A 19,108-nucleotide genomic window follows, 5' to 3' on the forward strand; every position below is an offset into this window, starting at 1 on the left:
GCCTATTGCAGGATCAGCCGCAGTTGCGCATCCGCGTATTCGGTCGGTGATTTGCCGAAACCGCTTTTCGCGAATCGGTGCCAGCGACCGAGCACGTAGCTGACGACGAGGCTGGCGCGCATCGCCGGGTCGTAATCGCTCGGCAGCGGCGCCGTTGCGGCCGGTCCGTCGCTCGCGCCGAGCCGCGCGAGCCGCAGCGATTGCCTGAGCGATGCCTCGATTCGCTCGAGCATTTGCTCGACGCGCTCGGCGAGGCGCTCGTCTTCGCCGACCAGCGCCTCGCCGGTCAGCACGCGCGTCATGCCCGGGTTCTTCGCGGCGAAATTGAGCATCGTCAGCGCGATCGTGCGTGCCTGCAGCACGCCGTTCGGCTCCTTCGCGACGATCTGGTTGACGAGCCCGAACAGCGCCTGCTCGATGAACTCGATCAGCCCTTCGTACATCTTCGCCTTGCTGGAGAAGTGCCGGTACAGCGCGGCTTCCGACACGTCGAGCCGCGCCGCGAGCGCGGCCGTCGTGATTTTCTCGGGCTTCGGCGCCTCGAGCATCGCGGCGAGCGTCTGCAGGATCATCACGCGCCGCTCGCCCGGCTTCGGGCGGGAGCGGGACGGCGTGGCCCGGTCTTCCGTTACGGCTTGGTCCTGCGGGTAAGTCGGCTGCATTTTTGTCGCCCCGATCGTGTGCCCAGTCGCAGCGATTTTAACGAACGAATGCGCTGGTCGACATAATGCGGCCGGCCGATGTTCGGCAGATGGCCCGGCAGGTGGCCGGTGATCCAGACCGTGCCGATGCCGAGCCGCTTGTAGCGCTTCAGATGGCTGCGCGTATCTTCGACGAGGATCGCGTCGGCGAGCCGCGCGTGCGCGGCGCGCAGCGTCCGGCGCAGCATCGTGTGGTCGGGCTTCGCGCGCCACGTGCGGCGGTCGCGCATGTGCTCGATCGCGATCACGCGCTCGAACAGCCGCTCGATGTGCAGCTCGCGCAATACCGCGCGCGCATAGTTTTCCGGCGCGTTGGTCAGCACGAACTTGCGGCCCGGCAGCGACGCGACGATGCGCGCGAGGCCGCGCTCGGCGCGCAGCATCGCGGGCAGGTCGGAAAACGTGTGGACGACGCGCAGGAAGTCGTGCGGATCGATCGGATGATGGCGCGCGAGACCGAGGAGCGCGGCGCCGTAGCGCTGCGTGTAGCCGGTGCGCAGACGGTCGGCTTCGGCGCGCCCGATCTGCAGCGCATCGATGATGTACTGCGTCATCGCGCGGTTGATCTCCGGAAAGATCGCGTGCGATGCGTGGTGAAGCGTGTTGTCGAGATCGAACAGCCAGACGGGTGCGCCGGCGCGCGGCCGGCTACGGGAGATGCGCCGGCGTCGCAATGACGCCGGCAGGTCGGGGCGGGAGGGCTGGCGGCGCGCGCTCAATGCGAGCGGATCATCGTGCCGAACGGCTGCTCGGTCAGGATTTCGAGCAGCACCGAATGTTCGATGCGGCCGTCGACGATGTGCACCGATTTCACGCCGCTCTTCGCCGCGTCGAGCGCCGACGAGATCTTCGGCAGCATGCCGCCCGAGATCGTGCCGTCCTCGAACAGCGCGTCGATCTCGCGCGCGGACAGGTCGGTCAGCAGGTTGCCGTCCTTGTCCATCACGCCGGGGATGTTGGTCATCATCAGCAGCTTCTCGGCGTTCAGCACCGTGGCGAGCTTGCCCGCGACCAGATCCGCGTTGATGTTGTACGACAGGCCGTCTTCGCCGAAGCCGATCGGCGAGATCACCGGGATGAACGCGTCGTCCTGCAGCGCCTTCACGACCGCCGGGTTGATCGCCTCAACCTCGCCGACCTGGCCGATGTCGATGTACTGGCCCGGGTTGTCGCGATCCGGCATCAGCAGCTTGCGCGCGTGGATCAGGCCGCCGTCCTTGCCCGTCAGGCCCACCGCGTGGCCGCCGAAGTGGTTGATCAGCATCACGATGTCCTGCTGCACTTCGCCGCCCAGCACCCACTCGACGACTTCCATCGTCTCTTCGTCGGTCACGCGCATGCCCTGGATGAAGGTGCCGGCCTTGCCGATCTTCTTCAGTGCGTGATCGATCTGCGGACCGCCGCCGTGGACGATCACCGGGTTGATGCCGACCAGTTTCAGCAGGATCACGTCGCGCGCGAAACCCTGCTTGAGCCGCTCTTCCGTCATCGCGTTGCCGCCGTATTTGATCACCACGGTCTTGCCGTGGTAGCGGCGGATGTACGGCAGCGCCTCGGCGAGGATTTCTGCTTTCAGCGTGGGGGCGATCTGCGAGAGGTCGATGGGCTCGGACATGGCGGCGGCTCTGGCTGGGAACGGTTGAAACAGGGCGAATTGTACAGGAGTGGCGCAGCGCAGCATCGGTTTTTGGACCGGCCGGACGGCGGGCTCCGCGCGCCGTGCGCCTTGCGCGGCGGCCCGCCGGCGATGGCGTCGCACCTCGCGCGGACGATGCGGGCGCAGCGCGCGCTGCGCACCGCACGGCGCGTTCGCGGCACCCATTGGCCGGACGGCCGGCGTGCAAAATCCGTGCGCCGCGCTATGCTAGTCGCGTAGGGTGACGTCCACGCCCGCCTTCGCGCTCGAGCCATGACCGATTCCGCCGCCGACGCCCATTCGACCCCGCACCGCGCGCGTTGCCCGCACTGCGGGCGCGGCTTTGACTGCGGCGCCGGCACGCAGCCATTCGACTGTTGGTGTGCGTCGATGCCGGCCTTGCCCGGCGGCCCGCCGCCGGCGGCCGGCGAGCGCTGCCTTTGCCCGGAGTGCCTGGCCGACGAACTCGCGCAGCGCCTGGCCGGCGCGGCCGGCTGACGGTGCAGGCCCGTGCCGCCGGGCGCGGCGCAGCCGCGCCCCGTTGCCCGTTCTTCCGGTCCGATCCGGCCCCCGGTGGAGGCGCCGGGCGCTAAACGGGTAAACTGCCCGGATGCAAAGAATCACCACCACCGGCCGCGTCAACCTCAGCCACCTGTTCTGGCTGCGCAATCTCGCGATCATCGGCCAGCTCGTCACGATCGGCGTCGTGCAGACGTATTTCGGCGTGCACCTGCCGTTGCCGGCGATGCTGATGGTCATCGCGCTCGAAATCGTCTTCAATGCGCTGACCTGGGTGCGCGTGCTGCGCGCGCGGCCCGAGACCAATTTCGAGCTGCTCGGCCAGCTGTGGGTCGACCTCGGCGCGCTGTCGGCGCTGCTGTTCCTGTCGGGCGGCACGACCAACCCGTTCGTGTCGCTGTACCTGCCGTCGCTCGCGATCGCCGCGGCCGTGCTGCCGTGGCACCTGATGATCTGGCTCGCGGCGTTCGCCGTCGCCTGCTACGCGGCGCTCGGCTTCGACTCGGTGCCGCTCAACATGGACAACCCGGCGAACCTGTTCGACTACTACCGCACCGGGATGTGGGTGAACTTCATGGTCAGCGTCGGGCTGATCGCGTGGTTCGTCGCGCGCATGTCGAACGCGCTGCGCCAGCGCGATGCGGCGCTCGGCGAAGCGCAGGCGCATCTGCTGCGCGACGAGCGGGCGGTCGCGCTCGGCGTGCAGGCCGCGACCGTCGCGCACGAGATGGGCACGCCGCTGTCGACGATCGCGATGCTCACGGAAGAGCTGCGCGACGCGGCACGCGCCGATCCGGGGCTCGCGCGCTACGAGGCCGACCTGAAGGTGCTGGAAGAGCAGATGACGCTCTGCACGTCGGCGCTCGCGCGTCTGCGCAGCCGCGCGAGCGCGCCGGCGAGCCGCCAGCCGGTGGACGACTGGCTCGACACGTTCGTCGAGCACTGGCGCCTGCGGCATCCGCACGTGCAGTTCGAGCTGCTGGGCGCGCGCCCGTCGGGCGTCGCGCTCGACGATACGGTGGCGGCCGGCCAGATCCTGACGATCCTGCTCGACAACGCCGCGCGCGCGAGCCCGCACCGCGTGACGCTGGCCGCGAAGCTCGCGCACGGCGAGCGAGGGGGTGACCAGATCGAATTCGAAGTATGCGACGATGGCCCAGGCATTCCGGCCGCGTTGCGCGAATCGCTCGGCGCGATGCCGGTCGACAGTACGCAGGGCGGGCACGGGGTCGGCCTGTACCTCGCGTTCAGTGCGGCCGTGCGGCTGGGCGGCGAGATCGAGCTGTCCGATGTCACGCCGCGTGCGGCGGCCGGCGGTGCGAACGGTCACGCCGCCGCGGCGGCGCAGCGAGCGACCGAACGGGCAGCCGCGCCGGACACCCGCGCGGCAGGCGCGCCCGGCCGCGGCACACGCGCGGTGCTGCGCCTGCCGGTGGTGCGCATGACGGCGCCGGCCGCCTCAACCAACACGTAGACGGAGAAACCACATGAGCGAGAACAATTTCCTGGTGATCGACGACAACGAGGTGTTCGCGGGCACGCTCGCGCGCGGCCTCGAGCGCCGCGGCTACGCGGTCCAGCAGGCGCACGACAAGGAAGCGGCGCTGCGGCTTGCGGCAGGCGGCAAGTTCCAGTTCATCACCGTCGACCTGCATCTCGGCGAGGATTCGGGGCTGAGCCTGATCGCGCCGCTGTGCGACCTGCAGCCCGACGCGCGGATTCTCGTGCTGACCGGCTACGCGAGCATCGCGACCGCCGTGCAGGCCGTGAAAGAAGGCGCCGACAACTATCTCGCGAAGCCCGCGAACGTCGAGTCGATCCTCGCCGCGCTGCAGACCAACGCGAGCGAAGTGCAGGCCGACGAGGCGCTCGAGAATCCGGTCGTGCTGTCGGTGGACCGGCTCGAATGGGAGCACATCCAGCGCGTGCTCGCGGAAAACAACAACAACATCTCGGCAACGGCGCGCGCACTGAACATGCACCGCCGCACGCTGCAGCGCAAGCTCGCGAAGAAGCCGGTTCGCCAGTAAGCGGCGCCGGCCGCGGCCGTCGCCCGCACCAACAAAAACGGGCGGCCCCCGGCGAAGGGGCCGCCCGTCCGTGATCCGACGCCGCGCGCGTTACAGCACGTAGCGCGACAGGTCCTCGTCCTGCGACACTTCGCCGAGCGCACGGTCGACATACGGCGCGTCGATCGTCACGCGCTCGCCGGCGTGGTTGCCGGCCGAGAACGACACTTCCTCGAGCAGCTTCTCGATCACCGTGTACAACCGGCGCGCACCGATGTTCTCCGTCTTTTCGTTGACCGCGTAGGCGATCTCGGCGAGGCGGCGGATGCCGTCTTCCGCGAATTCGAGCTGCACGTCTTCGGTGGCCAGCAGCGCCTGATACTGCTTGACGAGGCTCGCGTCGGTCGCGACGAGGATCGCTTCGAAGTCGTTGACCGACAGCGAGTCGAGCTCGACACGGATCGGGAAGCGGCCCTGCAGTTCCGGAATCAGGTCGCTCGGCTTCGCGAGGTGGAATGCGCCGCTCGCGATGAACAGGATGTGATCGGTCTTCACCATCCCGTACTTCGTGTTGACGGTCGTGCCCTCGACGAGCGGCAGCAGGTCGCGCTGCACGCCCTGGCGCGACACTTCGCCGCCGCTGCCTTCGTTGTTGCGCGACGTGATCTTGTCGATCTCGTCGAGGAACACGATGCCGTTCTGCTCGACGTTCTGCACGGCCTTCGTCTTCACTTCCTCTTCGTTCAGCATCTTCGCCGCTTCCTCGTCGGTCAGCAGCTTCAGCGCTTCCTTGATCTTCACCTTGCGGCGCTGCTTCTTGCCGCTGCCGAGGTTCGAGAACATCGAGCGGATCTGCTCGGTCATTTCCTCCATTCCCGGCGGCGCCATGATGTCCATGCCGACCGACGGCTGCTCGAGGTCGAGCTCGACTTCCTTGTCGTCGAGCTGGCCTTCGCGCAGGCGCTTGCGGAACGTCTGGCGCGTCGCGTTGTTGTCGTCGTTCGCGTGCTCGGCGTTGCCGCCGAAGCCGACCGCGCGCGGCTGCGGCAGCAGGATGTCGAGGATCCGGTCTTCGGCCTGGTCGGTCGCCTTGCTGCGCACCTTGCGCATCTCGGCTTCGCGCGTCTGCTTGACCGAGATCTCGATCAGGTCGCGCACGATGCTGTCGACGTCGCGGCCGACGTAGCCGACCTCGGTGAACTTGGTCGCTTCGATCTTGATGAACGGCGCGTCGGCGAGCTTCGCGAGGCGGCGTGCGATTTCGGTCTTGCCGACGCCCGTCGGCCCGATCATCAGGATGTTCTTCGGCGTGATTTCCTGGCGCAGCGGCTCCGCGACCTGCTGGCGGCGCCAGCGGTTGCGCAGCGCGACCGCGACGGCCTTCTTCGCGTTGGCCTGGCCGATGATGTGCTTGTCGAGTTCCGAGACGATCTCGGCAGGGGTCATGGTGCTCATGGGGCGGTCCTTACTCGATCGTTTCGATGATGCGGTTGTGGTTCGTGTAGATGCACATGTCGCCGGCGATCTCGAGCGATTTCTCGACGATTTCGCGCGGCGACAGCTCGGTGTTCTCCGCGAGCGCGCGGGCCGCGGCCTGCGCGTATGCACCGCCCGAGCCGATTGCGCAGATCCCGCCTTCCGGGTCGAGCACGTCGCCGTTGCCGGTGATCACGAGCGTGGTGCTGGCATCGGCCGTGATCAGCATCGCCTCGAGGCGGCGCAGCATCCGGTCGGTGCGCCAGTCCTTTGCGAGCTCGACGGCCGCGCGGGTCAGGTTGCCCTGGTGCTTCTCGAGCTTCGCCTCGAAGCGATCGAGCAGCGAGAACGCATCGGCGGTGCCGCCCGCGAATCCGACCAGTACCTGGTTGTTGTAGATCCGCCGCACTTTCCGCGCGCCACCCTTCATGACGATGTTGCCGAGCGTTACCTGGCCGTCGCCGCCGAGCGCGACCTTGTCGCCGCGGCGGACCGAAACGATGGTCGTGCCGTGAAATTGCTCCATCTGCGTTCCTTGAGAAAATCGGGGAAGAGTCGGGCGGCGCGACGCGCCGCCGCGTGAATCCGGAGCGCGCCGGGGAGCGGCCCGGCGCGCGTCCGTTTCATTTTAGGGCGGGCGCCGGGATATCAAGAGGGCGATGCAAATCGGCCGGCGGGCCGGGGACCGGCGCCGGAAAAACAAAAAGCGCGCGGCAGGCCGCGCGCTTTCGGGAAGCAGCGTGTCGGAGCGGAATGCCGCTCGATCAGTCGCCGAACAGCTTCTGGCGCAGCTCGCGGCGCTCCTGCGCCTCGAGCGACAGCGTGGCCGTCGGACGCGCGAGCAGGCGCGGGATGCCGATCGGTTCGCCGGTTTCCTCGCACCAGCCGTAATCGCCGGACTCGATGCGGGCGAGCGACTGCTGAACCTTCTTGAGGAGCTTGCGTTCGCGATCGCGCGTGCGCAGCTCGAGCGCGTGCTCTTCCTCGATCGTCGCGCGGTCGGCGGGATCGGGGACGATCACGGTCTCGCGCAGGTTCTCGGTCGTCTGGCCTGCATTCTTGAGGATGTCCGCCTGCAACTGTTCGAGCCGATTTTTGAAGAAGGCGAGCTGATCCTCATTCATGTAATCCTTGTCGCTCATCTTCAGGATTTCGGCTTCGGTCAAGAGTTTCTTCGTCATCTGCTTGCTTCTTCAATGTGCGGCAAATCAGTAGATATTGCCCGCACTTTGGGATTACCCGCAACTGCACTTGCAATCACTTGCGATTTGCCGCTGCGGGGCCGAAAGCCTCTGGAAAACCGGTTCTCAAATACCAGGATAGGCCTGGCGCGGATCCGCGCGCGGCGAACCGGTGCTGCGCGGCAGATCGCATCGGCCGCGGCCGGTGGCGGATGGGCGATCCGGCGCGGTTGCGATGCCCGGGTAATGGTTCTGCAAGAACCGGGCCTGTTATTGCCGTACTCCAGCGGGCACGTATTGTAACTGAATCGCAAGCGGGCGCCGTATCGGGTCGATCCCCGTCGGCTGCGCCAATATCTAGAAAATATAACGCGCAAATCGCGAAAAAGCGATGACGGCGAAACCCTGCCCGGCAACGGCGCCGCCCACGGGCCAGCGGCCGCCCGCGCAGGCGGCCGCGCCGGCGGCGCATGCGCCGCCCGAACGCTCAGGCGAGGCAGGCGTCGAGTCCGTCGGTGATCAGGTCCTGCGGCAGGTCGACGCCGATGAACACCATCTTGTTGGTCTTCTTCTCGGCCGGCAGCCACTTCGCGGCCAGATCGCTGCCCATCATCTGGTGCACGCCCTGGAACACGACCTTGCGGTCCACGCCCTTCATGTACAGCACGCCCTTGTAGCGCAGCATCCGTTCCCCATAGATCTGCAGAATGCCACCGAGGAAGTCTTCCAGCTTGTTCGGGTCGAACGGACGGTCGTTGCGGTACACGAACGACTTGATCTTGTCGTCGTGGTGCGCGTGATGGTGGTGATGGCCGTGGTCGTGATCGTGCGCGCATTGGCCATGATCGTGGTCGCAATTGGCGTGATCGTGATCATGGTCGTGATCGTGGTGGGCATGCGCGTGGTCGTCCTCGGCGAGGAAGTCGGGATCGATCTCGAGCTTCGCGTTCAGGTTGAAGCCGCGCAGATCAAAGATTTCCTTGATGTCCGCTTCGCCGAAGTTCACGACCTTGATCGTCGCCTTCGGGTTCATGTGCAGCAGCCGATGCTTGAGCGCGGCGACGGCCTGGTCGTCCACCAGGTCCGACTTCGTGATGAACAGGCGATCGGCGAAGCCGACCTGGCGCTGCACCACCTCGTGTTCGTCGAGCTGCGCGTTCGCATGCTTCGCGTCGACCAGCGTGATGATCGCGTCGAGCAGGAAGTCGTCGGCGATCTCGCTGTCGATGAAGAAGGTCTGCGCGACGGGGCCGGGGTTCGCGAGGCCGGTCGTTTCGATCACGATGCGGTCGAAGTCGAGCTTGCCTTCGCGCTTCTTCGCGGCCAGATCGCCGAGCGCGCGCGCGAGGTCGCCGCGGATCGTGCAGCAGATGCAGCCGTTGCTCATCTGGATGATCTGCTCGTTCGTGTCCTGGACGAGGATCTCGTTGTCGATGTTCTCCTCGCCGAATTCGTTCTCGATCACGGCGATCTTCATGCCGTGCTGTTCGTTCAGAATGCGCTTGAGCAGCGTCGTCTTGCCGCTGCCGAGGAAGCCGGTGAGGATGGTGACGGGAGTGGCCATGTCGGTCGCCTGTGGTTCGTGAATTGGGGTCAAAACCAGGATGTGTGCGTCGCGCCGTCGGCTCGCGAGGACTCGCGGGCCGGGGCGCACAACCATCCATTGAAACATACCTGTCAAGCCCGTGCCCGTCGTTCGGACGACAGGGGCGAGCGCGGGTCCGCCGCGCGCAACGCGCTTCGATCGGGCCAATGGCGCCGGCGGACGCGGGTGTGCGTCTAGATCGGGGCGGTCAGACGATTTGCAACAGCAGGCCCTTCAGATATTCGCCTTCCGGGAACGCGGCCAGCAGCGGATGATCGACGCCCGCGCCGAGGCGCTTCAGGATCCGTGCGTCGACCTTCGCGTCGGCGGCCGCGCCCGCGACGATCTTCTGGAACAGGTCCATGTCGATCGCGCCCGAGCACGAGTACGTGAACAGCAGGCCGCCCGGACGCAGCAGCTTGAAGCCGCTCAGGTTGATGTCCTTGTATGCGCGGGCCGCGCGATCGACGCTGTCGCGCGTCGGCGCGAACTTCGGCGGATCGAGCACGATCAGGTCGAAACGCTCGCCTTCGTCGACGAGGCGGCGCAGCGTCTTGAACGCGTCCGCGTCGAGCCAGGTCGCGCGTTCGGCGTCGAAGCCGTTTGCGACGACGTTCTGTTGCGCGAGCGCGAGCGCGTCGCCCGACGAGTCGATCGACACCACGCGCTTCGCGCCGCCCTTGAGCGCCGCGAGCGAGAAGCCGCCCGTGTAGCAGAAGCAGTTGAGCACGTCGCGGCCGTCGGCGTATTGGGCGACGAGCGCGCGGTTGTCGCGCTGGTCGACGTAGAAGCCGGTCTTGTGGCCGTTCGGCACGTCGACGTGATAACGCACGCCGTTTTCGTTCGCGATCAGCGTCGCGGGCGGTGCGTCGCCCGCGAGCACGCCGGTCGTCTGCTCGAGTCCTTCCTTGTCGCGGATCGACACGTCCGAGCGTTCGTACACGTTCGGGCAGCCGGTCGCGCCGGTCAGCGCCGCGACGATCGCGTCCTTCCACGCTTCGACGCCCGCGGCCATGAACTGGCATACGAGCTGGCCGCGCGGCGCGGCGCCCGGTTCGGCCGTGTCCGCGATGTAGTAGTCGACGATCAGCCCCGGCAGCCCGTCGGCTTCGCCGAACACGAGCCGCACCGCACCCGTGCCGTGCACCATCGTCGTCCGGTGCGCGACCGCGCGCTGCACGCGGCGCTTGAAGAACGCATGATCGATCGGCTCGTTCTCGTCGAAGCTCCACACGCGCACGCGGATCTGCGATTGCGGGCTGTATGCGCCGCGCGCGAGGAAGCGGCCGTCGTGCGCGCGCACGACCACGGTCGCGCCGGGCGCGGGCTTGCCGTCGACGCGATCGATCGCATTGGCGTAGACCCACGGATGCCGGCGCAGCAGCGATTTGTCCTTGGACGGTTTCAGTGTGACGGTTTGCATGATCGGATCGAGTGAGCCGCGGGCGGCGCCGAACGTGGCCGGCCGCCGCGCGCGGCGGGGGAATGCGGGACGCGCGTCAGTCGCGCTTCTTCGCGCGCGGATGCGCGCTGTCGTAAATCTTCGCGAGATGCTGGAAGTCGAGCGACGTGTAGATCTGCGTCGCGGCGACGCTCGCGTGGCCGAGCAGTTCCTGCACCGCGCGCAGGTCGCCGCTCGACTGCAGCACGTGCGTCGCGAACGAATGGCGCAGCACGTGCGGATGGACGTTGGCGGGAATGCCCGCGGCAAGCGCCGCGCGCTTCACGCGCTCGCGCACGACGCCCGGCGCCATCCGGTTGCCGCGCACCGACACGAACAGCGGATGCGGATCGTGCTTCACGAATTCGCCGCGCACCGCGAGCCACGCGTTCAGCGCGTCGATCGCCTTGCGGCCGACCGGCACCTTGCGCTCCTTGTTGCCCTTGCCGCGCACCGTGACTTCGGCTTCCGCGAGGTCGAGCCAGCCGGCGGAGCGGTAGCCGTCGGCCTGCGTGTACGTGACGTCTAGCCCGACCAGTTCGGCGAGGCGCAGCCCCGACGAATAGAACAGCTCGAGGATCGCGTGATCGCGGATGCCTTCGGTCGTTGCGGGCAGCGGCGTATCCATGAGTGCGACCGCATCGTCGACGGACAGCGCTTTGGGCAGCGATTTCTCGCGTTTGGGCCCGCGTACCCCGGCGGCGGGATTCGCGGGCATCTCGATGCGCTGCGCGAGCCAGCGATAGAACGCGCGCCACGCGGAAAGCCGGTGCGAGATCGACCGCGCGGACAGCCCGGCCGCGTGCGCGCGCACGACCGCGCCGCGCATGTCGGCGGCCGTCAGTGCTTCGAGCGGACGGCCGGCGGCGAGCTTCTTCAGTTCGTCGAGCTCGTGCGTGTACGCGCGCAGCGTGTGCTCCGACAGCTGCCTGACGTGCTTCAGGTTCGACAGGTAGGCGGCGATCGGATCGTCGGTCATGGGTGCGACGTCAGTGCGGCAGCAGGCGCGTGAGCGCGGCGCTCGCGAGCGTCGCGATCTGTGCGAGGAAATCGGTCGCCATGCCGTCGTGGAAGCGGCGCGGATCGGGCGAGCCGAGCACGAGCAGTCCGAACGCGGGCGCATCGTTGCCGGCGAGCGGCGGGCGCAGCGCGAGCAGCGCAACGGACGCGGCCGCGCCGTCGCCGGCCGGCGCGGCTTCGGCGCCTTCCGCTGCGGTTGCGGCCGGCGCCGCGACCGCGGGGGCGAGCCACTGGGCCGCTTCGAAGCCGGTGTTCGCGCCGCAATACGGCGTCGACAGCCCGTTCGTGAACAGCCGCACTTCCTCGCCGACCTGGCGCGCGAAATCGGCCTGCGAATACGTGTCGGCGACGTCCCATACGCGCAATGCCGTCTGCGGCACGTCGAACACGTCGGCGATGCCTTCGGCGATCGTGCGCGGCAGCGCGTACGGGTCGCGTTCCGCGATCACCCGCGCGGTCCAGCGGCTGAACTTCGCGGACAGGCTGTCGTTCTCGTGGCCGTAGCGCACGAGCTCGGCGAGCCGGCGCTCGAGATGCTTGTTCTTGTCGCGCAGCATCTCCATCTGCCGCTCCTGCAGCGAGATCGCGGCCTTGCCGTGCGGATTCGCGAGACGGATCGTCGCGAGCAGTTCCGCGTGTTGCGCGAAGAATTCGGGATTGGCGAGCAGGTAGTCGGCGACTTCGCGATCGTTCATGTGGCTGGAGCGTTCTTCGGTTATCAGGACGTTGAAGGGTCAGACGTTCAGGTCGATCTCGCCTTCGAATACGGTCGCGGCGGGCCCGGCCATCGTCAGCGCGGCGGTTTCGTCGCGCGCGCCGTCCCAGCCGATCGTCAGCGTACCGCCGTGCGTGTGCACGATCACCGGCGAATCGAGCAGGCCGCGCCGGATGCCGGCCGCCACCGCGGCGCATGCGCCGGTGCCGCACGCGAGCGTCTCGCCCGCGCCGCGTTCGTACACGCGCAGCTTCACCTCGTTGCGCGACACGATCTGCATGAAGCCGGCGTTCACGCGCTGCGGGAAGCGCGCGTGGCGCTCGATCAGCGGGCCTTCGACGAGCACCGGGTACGCTTCGGCGTCGTCGACCACCTGCACAGCGTGCGGGTTGCCCATCGACACGGTCGAAATCCAGCGCGTCTGGCCGCCGACGTCGAGCGGCCACAGCGTGTCGCGCCCTTCCGTGCGGCCGTCGAGCCCCGCCGCGTCGAACGGCACCTGCGCCGGCGCGAACATGGGCGCGCCCATGTCGACGACGACTTCGCCGTTGTCCTGCATCGTCAGCGTGATCAGGCCCTTCATCACCTGCACGCGCACGCTGCGCTTGTCGGTCAGCCCGCGGTCGCTGACGAATTTCACGAAGCAGCGTGCGCCGTTGCCGCAGTGTTCGACCTCGCCGCCGTCGCAATTGAAGATCCGGTATTTGAAATCCGCGCCGTCGACGGTCGGCTTTTCGACGAGCAGCAACTGGTCGGCGCCGATGCCGAAGTGTCGGTTGGCGAGCGCGCGCACCTGCGCGTCGGTGAGCGGCGGCAACGCGCGCGAATAGCCGTCGAGCACGACGAAGTCGTTGCCCGCGCCGTGCATCTTGGTGAACGAGAGTTTCACTGGGTCCGGAATTCCATGGCGAACAAGGCGGTCGGCTCGACGAACGCGGTGTGTCGCCCTCGCGGGCGGCGCCGTTCGTCGTGCTGATCTCAACCGCAAATGATACATGCAGCCGACAGGGGCGTCCCGCGCGGGCGGGGCGATGTGGCCGCTCAGCGTGGCGCACGGCGATGTGCACGGGGGGACCGCCGGAGTGGCGGCGGGCGTTGCTCAGGGTGCGGCCGGCCTGCATTTCGGACCGGTCGACGGACGTCGCGGACCGGCGGTTCGCATGGGCGGGAGCGCAGGCGCGCGTATAACGGCGCGCTCGCGGGTGCTGCTCAGTAGAGGCTCGGTTCGCCGGGCGGGCGCGTCTTGAAGCGCTTGTGGACCCAGTAATACTGCTCGGGCATCAGCGGAATCTGTTCCTCGAGGAATTCGTTCATCCGCCGCGCGTCCAGATCGTCGTCGCCGGTCGGGTAGTCGTCCCACGGCTTGAACACCTTCAGCCGATAACCCTTGTAGTTCGGCAGCACCTCGCCGATGAACGGCACGACCTGCGCGCGGCCCGTCTTCGCGAGCCGGCCGACGGCCGTCAGCGTGCACGCCGGCACGCCGAAGAACGGGACGAATGTCGAATTGCGCAGACCATAGTCCATGTCCGCGCCGAGCATCACCGGCTTGCGGTCGCGCAGCCAGCGCAGCACGACGCGCGCGCTGTCCGCGCGGCCGACCATCTCGGCATCGAAGCGCCCGCGTGCCTTCTTCGCTGCTTCCTCGAGCACCGCATTCGAGAACGGCTGGTACAGCGATCCGCAGCGGCGCTGCAGCGACCGGTTCAACCAGATCGATCCGGCCTCGATGCCGACGAAGTGCAGGCCGAGAAACAGCGTCGGAGGCAGATCGGGATCGGTGAGATCGACCGCGCTGTCGACCTGGATCAGCTTCGCGAGCTTGCGCTCGGAGCCGAACCACTGGACGCTGCGCTCCACGTAGCTGCGGATCGCATGGCGGAAATGCAGGCCCGCCACTTCCTCGCGCCGCTCGTCGCTCCAGTCGGGGAAGCAGAGTTTCAGATTGATATGTACGATGCGTTTTCGCCGGCTGGGAATCTGATACAGCAGCCAGCCGAGGCCATCGCCGAACCGCGCGGTCAGACCGTACGGCAGCAGGGCGAGCAGCTTCAGCAAGCCGATGGCGAGGTGCGTGCCGAGGCGGCCTAGCATGCGGAATCTCCGTGGGGCCGGCTGGCCGGCACGTTGCGAACAGGGGGGGGGAACAGCGGACGATGCAGCACGGGCGGCGCTCTGTGACAATTCACGAAAGCCGCTATAATACGGGCTTCGCCGAGTTAACTGACAACTTGCGGGGCGAAGCCGGCTGGCGCGAAGCGCGCTGCCCGGTCCTGGTAATCCGCTAAAGCGTCGCCGCTTCAGGCCCAACGAAGCTGGCTACGTGAAACCAACCGTAACCACACAGGAGCCTGAAAAAGTGGCAAACGATTATCTCTTCACGTCCGAATCCGTCTCCGAAGGCCATCCGGACAAGGTCGCGGACCAGATCTCGGACGCGATTCTCGACGCCATCCTCGAGCAGGACAAATATTCGCGCGTTGCGGCCGAAACGCTGTGCAACACGGGTCTCGTCGTGCTGGCCGGCGAAATCACCACGACGGCCAACATCGACTACATCCAGATCGCGCGCGACACCATCAAGCGCATCGGCTACGACAACACCGACTACGGCATCGACTACAAGGGTTGCGCGGTGCTCGTCGCGTACGACAAGCAGTCGCCGGACATCGCGCAAGGCGTCGACCGCGCGCATGACGACAACCTCGATCAAGGCGCGGGCGACCAGGGCCTGATGTTCGGTTACGCATGCGACGAAACGCCGGAACTGATGCCGCTGCCGATCTACCTGTCGCACCGTCTCGTCGAGCGCCAGGCGAGCCTGCGCCGCGACGGCCGCCTGCAGTGGCTGCGTCCGGACGCGAAGTCGCAGGTCACCGTCCGCTACGTCGACGGCAAGCCCCATTCGATCGACACCGTCGTGCTGTCCACGCAGCATGCACCGGACATCGAACTGCCGGCGCTGCGCGAAGCCGTGATCGAGGAAATCATCAAGCCGACGCTGCCGGCCGAGCTGATCAAGGGCGACATCAAGTTCCTGGTGAACCCGACCGGCCGGTTCGTGATCGGCGGCCCGCAGGGCGACTGCGGCCTGACGGGCCGCAAGATCATCGTCGATACGTACGGCGGCGCCGCGCCGCACGGCGGGGGCGCGTTCTCGGGCAAGGATCCGTCGAAGGTCGACCGTTCGGCAGCGTATGCGGGCCGCTACGTCGCGAAGAACATCGTCGCCGCAGGCCTCGCATCGCGCGCGCTGATCCAGGTGTCGTACGCGATCGGCGTCGCCGAGCCGACCTCGGTGATGGTGAACACGTTCGGCACGGGCCGCGTGTCGGATGCGGTGATCACGAAGCTCGTGCGCGAGCATTTCGACCTGCGTCCGAAGGGCATCATCAAGATGCTCGACCTGCTGCGCCCGATCTACGAGAAGACGGCCGCTTACGGTCACTTCGGCCGCGAAGAGCCGGAATTCTCGTGGGAAGCGACCGACAAGGCGCTCGCGCTGGCCGAAGCGGCAGGCGTGGAGCCCACGGCACGCGTCGCGTAAGCGTCGTCCGCCTGAAATGAAAAACCCCGGCATGCCGGGGTTTTTTTACGCGTCTCGCGTCGCGAGATGCCGACGATCACGACGGCGGTGGGGGGCGACCCGCCGGGGAAGCCTCAACGCGCGCCGAACCCGAACCACCCGTTGCTCGCCGCGAGGCGGCGCGGGCGGTTGACGCGGCGCTGCGGGCCGAGCGTGCGGCGCAGCGCGAGCGCGCGCAGCGACGACGGCTTCTGCAGCAGCGAGCGCAGCCCGGCGCGGCGGGCGAACGCCTGCGCGCTCATCATCGAGAAGAACGCGTGGAACCACGCGCGGATGCCGTCCAGCCGGCTGTGCGCATGCGTGTGCTCGGCGAGCGCCTGCGTGCGCGCGCGGTGATGGCGCAGCGGGCGGGCGGGAGCGGACGGCACGACGCGCTGGGCTGCGCGGCTGAGACGGGAAGTCAGACGGAATGGCATGTGAACGATGCTTCGCTTGTATGGATGGCGCCCTTGAAGAACGCACTGGTATGAACGGCCTCGGATGACGCAACGAATCTTACCGAATGTCGTTGCGCGCCGCGCCCGCCAGAATTGACAGGCCGGGACAGGCTACAGGGGATTCATGACGCGCAAAAGTCGCGATAAACCCTCGTGCCGCAAGCGAGTGGCCGCATACCGCCTGTCGCTGAGGCTCGCGCGGCGCCGCACAGTTCCCTTGCGCCAGATCAAATTCGCGATTGGCATGCCCCTGCGCACGACAATGGTGCTGTTCGCGGTATCGGGCGCCGATTTACAATCGTCACATTCACACAATAAACGCCTGGCATCCCATGTCGTCTCCATTGCAGTCGGAATCGATCCGCGCGCAAGTCGCGGAATTGCGCGAACGCGGTTTCGTCGTCGCGCGCGGCCTCGTCGGCGAAGCGCAGTGCGCGACGCTCAAGCAGATCGCGGAGCGCCAGTTGCAGGAAGCGGCGGAGCCGATCGAGTTCGAGGCGGATTTGCGCTATCCGGGCGCGCCCGAATCGAAGCATGCGCCGGGCGGCCATACGGTGCGGCGGCTGCTGGACGCGTATACGCGCGATCCTGCGTTTGCCGAGCGCGCGATCGCACCCGAAATCGGTGCGTGGATGCGCGAATACTTCGGCGAACAGCCGGTGCTGTCGCGCGCGCATCACAACTGCATGATGACGAAGCACCCGGCGTACGGCAGCCTGACGGGCTGGCATCGCGACTTCCGCTACTGGTCGTTCGAACGCCCGGACATGGTGTCGGTGTGGCTCGCGCTCGGCCCGGAAACGAACGAGAACGGTGCGCTGTGGCTGGTGCCGGGCTCGCACACGGCCGAATTCGGGCCCGAAGCGTTCGACGACGCGAAGTTCTTCCGCAGCGATCTGCCGGAGAACCGCAAGATGATCGATGCGGCGACCTGCCCGCCGCTGCACACGGGCGACGTCGTGTTCTTCCACTGCAACACGCTGCATTCGGCCGGGCAGAACCGCTCGGATCAGGTGAAATTCTCTCTGGTCTACACGTATCACGGCGTCAGCAACCGGCCGGTGCCGGGCACGCGTTCGGCATCGAAGCCGGAAGTGCAGTTCTAGCAGCGGTTCCTGCGGCGCGGCCGTATCGGTTGCGCGATGCGGCATTGCCGCCGGACGGACGGATGAAGAGAAACGGGCGGCCTCGGCCGCCCGTTGCGTCTTGCGCGCCCGCATCGCGCGCTGCAGGCACGCGTCGTGCGGCGCGCGGCTGCGCGATCAGCGCTTGTTGGCCGGCATCGCGAGGCCGATCAGCCCGATCAGCAACGCGACGGCGCCGCCGGCGATCAGCAGGATCGTCTTCGTGGCGGGCGAGCCGGTGAAGAAGCGCGACACGTTGTCGTTGATCGAATGGAACGACTGGCCGCCGAAATACAGCAGCACGACGCCGCCGACGAGCAGTGCAACCGAGATGACCCGGGACATACCAACCTCGCTGTAACGGTGATTCGAGACGCCGCAGTGTAGGCGACGCGCGCGGTCGCGTCCATGGCCGTGCGCGGTTGCGCGACGTTCGCTACCATAGCCGTCGTACGTTTCCTCGCCGCCGGCGCGCGATGTTCGCGTGCGGCGCGCGTCCCCTCCCCGACGTCCTGACGGAACCGATCCATGGCCTACGAAGCAGCTACCGAACGTTACGCCGACATGCAATACCGCACCTGCGGCAAATCCGGGCTCAAACTGCCCGCGCTGTCGCTCGGCCTGTGGCACAACTTCGGCGACTCGACGCCGATCGACACGCAGCGCGACATCCTGCGCACCGCGTTCGATCTCGGCATCAATCACTTCGACCTCGCGAACAACTACGGGCCGCCGTACGGTAGCGCCGAAATCAATTTCGGCCGGTTGCTGAAGGAGGATTTCCGGCCGTACCGCGACGAACTGCTGATCTCGACGAAGGCGGGCTGGGACATGTGGCCCGGGCCGTACGGCAGCGGCGGCGGCTCGCGCAAGTACGTGCTCGCGAGCCTCGATCAGAGCCTGCAGCGGATGGGCCTCGACTACGTCGACATCTTCTATTCGCACCGCTTCGACGCGCACACGCCGCTCGAGGAAACGGCCGGCGCGCTCGCGTCGGCGGTGCAGCAGGGCAAGGCGCTGTATATCGGGATCTCGTCGTATTCGGCCGCGAAGACGCGCGAGATGGCCGAGTTGCTCGCGCAATACAAGGTGCCGCTGCTGATTCACCAGCCGTCGTACAACATGCTGAACCGCTGGATCGAGCACGAGCTGCTGGATACGCTCGACGAGATCGGCACGGGCAGCATCGCGTTCACGCCGCTCGCGCAGGGGCTGTTGACGTCGAAATACCTGAACGGCGTGCCGGCCGATGCGCGCGTGAACAAGCCGGGCGGCGGTTCGCTGAAGCAGGATCACCTGAGCGCGGACAACCTCGAGCATGTGCGCAAGCTCAACGGTATCGCCGAGCGCCGCGGGCAGAGCCTCGCGCAGATGGCGCTCGCGTGGGTGTTGCGCGGTGGCCGCGTGACGTCCGCATTGATCGGCGCGAGCCGGGCGGAGCAGGTGCGCGAAAACGTCGGCGCGCTGAAGAACCTCGAATTCTCGGCCGACGAGCTCGCGGAGATCGATCGCCACGCGACCGAAGGCGGCATCAATCTGTGGGAAAAGCCGTCCACCGATCAGGCGATCTGATCGGCAGCCACGACGGCGATACGGTATGCGAACTGTCGGATACCGTATCGCGGCGCGCACATGCAAGCCGTCACGCCGCTGCGATGCAACGACGTGGCCGGCACGC

20 protein-coding genes are annotated in these 19,108 nt (G+C 67.3%); 6 read left to right on the forward strand and 14 right to left on the reverse strand.

Annotated elements, in window-relative coordinates; translation table 11 throughout:
- Positions 1 to 2: 2 nt before the first annotated feature.
- Genes slmA through argB form a run of 3 tightly spaced genes read right to left on the reverse strand, consistent with a single transcriptional unit; the run spans position 3 to position 2,316 of the window.
- A complete protein-coding gene (slmA, locus tag BSE24067_RS18315) occupies positions 3 to 662 on the reverse strand; it encodes a nucleoid occlusion factor SlmA (RefSeq protein ID WP_151064510.1) in 660 nt (219 codons plus the stop codon).
- Complete coding sequence (locus BSE24067_RS18320; protein WP_151064509.1) at positions 629 to 1,420, reverse strand: pyrimidine 5'-nucleotidase; 792 nt, start codon at positions 1,418 to 1,420, stop codon at positions 629 to 631. The genes slmA and BSE24067_RS18320 overlap by 34 nt, the downstream gene beginning before the upstream one ends.
- Entirely contained in the window at positions 1,417 to 2,316 is a 900-nt protein-coding gene (gene argB / locus BSE24067_RS18325; protein ID WP_006490510.1) for an acetylglutamate kinase, read from the reverse strand. The genes BSE24067_RS18320 and argB overlap by 4 nt, the downstream gene beginning before the upstream one ends.
- 294 nt (positions 2,317 to 2,610) lie before the next feature.
- Between argB and BSE24067_RS18330 the strand changes: the two genes are divergently transcribed.
- The 3 genes from BSE24067_RS18330 to BSE24067_RS18340 all read left to right on the forward strand — a co-directional run bounded on the left by BSE24067_RS18330 (position 2,611) and on the right by BSE24067_RS18340 (position 4,886).
- Positions 2,611 to 2,835 carry a cysteine-rich CWC family protein gene (locus tag BSE24067_RS18330; protein WP_151064508.1) on the forward strand — a complete coding sequence of 75 codons (225 nt, stop codon included), beginning with the start codon at positions 2,611 to 2,613 and terminating at the stop codon, positions 2,833 to 2,835.
- A 112-nt stretch (positions 2,836 to 2,947) separates the two neighbouring features.
- The gene (locus BSE24067_RS18335) at positions 2,948 to 4,330 is read left to right on the forward strand and encodes an ATP-binding protein (protein ID WP_174904818.1); all 1,383 of its coding nucleotides are present in this window, start codon (positions 2,948 to 2,950) and stop codon (positions 4,328 to 4,330) included.
- A 13-nt stretch (positions 4,331 to 4,343) separates the two neighbouring features.
- Positions 4,344 to 4,886: a response regulator transcription factor gene (locus tag BSE24067_RS18340; protein WP_006755258.1), complete on the forward strand. Its 543-nt coding sequence runs from the start codon at positions 4,344 to 4,346 to the stop codon at positions 4,884 to 4,886.
- Positions 4,887 to 4,976: 90 nt separating this feature from the next.
- Here the strand turns inward: BSE24067_RS18340 and hslU are convergent, their stop codons facing one another.
- The 9 genes from hslU to lpxL form a co-directional block, all read right to left on the reverse strand.
- Entirely contained in the window at positions 4,977 to 6,320 is a 1,344-nt protein-coding gene (gene hslU, locus BSE24067_RS18345) for an ATP-dependent protease ATPase subunit HslU (RefSeq protein ID WP_151068626.1), read from the reverse strand.
- Between the two features lie 10 nt (positions 6,321 to 6,330).
- Positions 6,331 to 6,867: an ATP-dependent protease subunit HslV gene (gene hslV / locus BSE24067_RS18350; RefSeq protein ID WP_151068625.1), complete on the reverse strand. Its 537-nt coding sequence runs from the start codon at positions 6,865 to 6,867 to the stop codon at positions 6,331 to 6,333.
- A 238-nt stretch (positions 6,868 to 7,105) separates the two neighbouring features.
- Positions 7,106 to 7,522 carry an RNA polymerase-binding protein DksA gene (dksA, locus tag BSE24067_RS18355; protein ID WP_009690247.1) on the reverse strand — a complete coding sequence of 139 codons (417 nt, stop codon included), beginning with the start codon at positions 7,520 to 7,522 and terminating at the stop codon, positions 7,106 to 7,108.
- Between the two features lie 487 nt (positions 7,523 to 8,009).
- Positions 8,010 to 9,086 carry a CobW family GTP-binding protein gene (locus tag BSE24067_RS18360; protein ID WP_151068624.1) on the reverse strand — a complete coding sequence of 359 codons (1,077 nt, stop codon included), beginning with the start codon at positions 9,084 to 9,086 and terminating at the stop codon, positions 8,010 to 8,012.
- Between the two features lie 229 nt (positions 9,087 to 9,315).
- Positions 9,316 to 10,530, reverse strand: coding sequence for a class I SAM-dependent rRNA methyltransferase (locus BSE24067_RS18365; RefSeq protein WP_151068623.1), 1,215 nt, complete (start codon positions 10,528 to 10,530; stop codon positions 9,316 to 9,318).
- Positions 10,531 to 10,606: 76 nt separating this feature from the next.
- The gene (gene xerC, locus BSE24067_RS18370; RefSeq protein WP_151068622.1) at positions 10,607 to 11,527 is read right to left on the reverse strand and encodes a tyrosine recombinase XerC; all 921 of its coding nucleotides are present in this window, start codon (positions 11,525 to 11,527) and stop codon (positions 10,607 to 10,609) included.
- Positions 11,528 to 11,537: 10 nt separating this feature from the next.
- Positions 11,538 to 12,263, reverse strand: coding sequence for a DUF484 family protein (locus BSE24067_RS18375; RefSeq protein WP_174904819.1), 726 nt, complete (start codon positions 12,261 to 12,263; stop codon positions 11,538 to 11,540).
- Between the two features lie 39 nt (positions 12,264 to 12,302).
- Complete coding sequence (dapF, locus tag BSE24067_RS18380; RefSeq protein WP_151067628.1) at positions 12,303 to 13,172, reverse strand: diaminopimelate epimerase; 870 nt, start codon at positions 13,170 to 13,172, stop codon at positions 12,303 to 12,305.
- 320 nt (positions 13,173 to 13,492) lie between these two features.
- Positions 13,493 to 14,377: a lauroyl acyltransferase LpxL gene (gene lpxL / locus BSE24067_RS18385; RefSeq protein WP_151067630.1), complete on the reverse strand. Its 885-nt coding sequence runs from the start codon at positions 14,375 to 14,377 to the stop codon at positions 13,493 to 13,495.
- A gap of 265 nt (positions 14,378 to 14,642) precedes the next feature.
- Between lpxL and metK the strand changes: the two genes are divergently transcribed.
- Positions 14,643 to 15,830: a methionine adenosyltransferase gene (gene metK, locus BSE24067_RS18390; RefSeq protein WP_151067631.1), complete on the forward strand. Its 1,188-nt coding sequence runs from the start codon at positions 14,643 to 14,645 to the stop codon at positions 15,828 to 15,830.
- 113 nt (positions 15,831 to 15,943) lie between these two features.
- On the opposite strand, the gene BSE24067_RS18395 is transcribed toward metK, so the two are convergent.
- Complete coding sequence (locus tag BSE24067_RS18395; protein ID WP_151067633.1) at positions 15,944 to 16,285, reverse strand: hypothetical protein; 342 nt, start codon at positions 16,283 to 16,285, stop codon at positions 15,944 to 15,946.
- A 353-nt stretch (positions 16,286 to 16,638) separates the two neighbouring features.
- On the opposite strand from BSE24067_RS18395, the gene BSE24067_RS18400 reads away from it, so the two are divergent.
- Positions 16,639 to 17,412 (forward strand): phytanoyl-CoA dioxygenase family protein, encoded by a 774-nt coding sequence (locus BSE24067_RS18400; RefSeq protein ID WP_151067635.1) that lies wholly within the window; start codon positions 16,639 to 16,641, stop codon positions 17,410 to 17,412.
- Positions 17,413 to 17,568: 156 nt separating this feature from the next.
- Here the strand turns inward: BSE24067_RS18400 and BSE24067_RS18405 are convergent, their stop codons facing one another.
- Positions 17,569 to 17,775, reverse strand: a complete 207-nt coding sequence (locus BSE24067_RS18405; protein WP_124614369.1) for a DUF3185 family protein — start codon at positions 17,773 to 17,775, stop codon at positions 17,569 to 17,571.
- A 183-nt stretch (positions 17,776 to 17,958) separates the two neighbouring features.
- On the opposite strand from BSE24067_RS18405, the gene mgrA reads away from it, so the two are divergent.
- On the forward strand, positions 17,959 to 19,002 hold the full coding sequence (gene mgrA / locus BSE24067_RS18410; RefSeq protein ID WP_151067637.1) for an L-glyceraldehyde 3-phosphate reductase: 1,044 nt from the start codon (positions 17,959 to 17,961) through the stop codon (positions 19,000 to 19,002).
- Positions 19,003 to 19,108: the final 106 nt, after the last annotated feature.

It is taken from the genome of Burkholderia latens, assembly GCF_902499045.1.
Lineage (GTDB): Bacteria > Pseudomonadota > Gammaproteobacteria > Burkholderiales > Burkholderiaceae > Burkholderia > Burkholderia latens.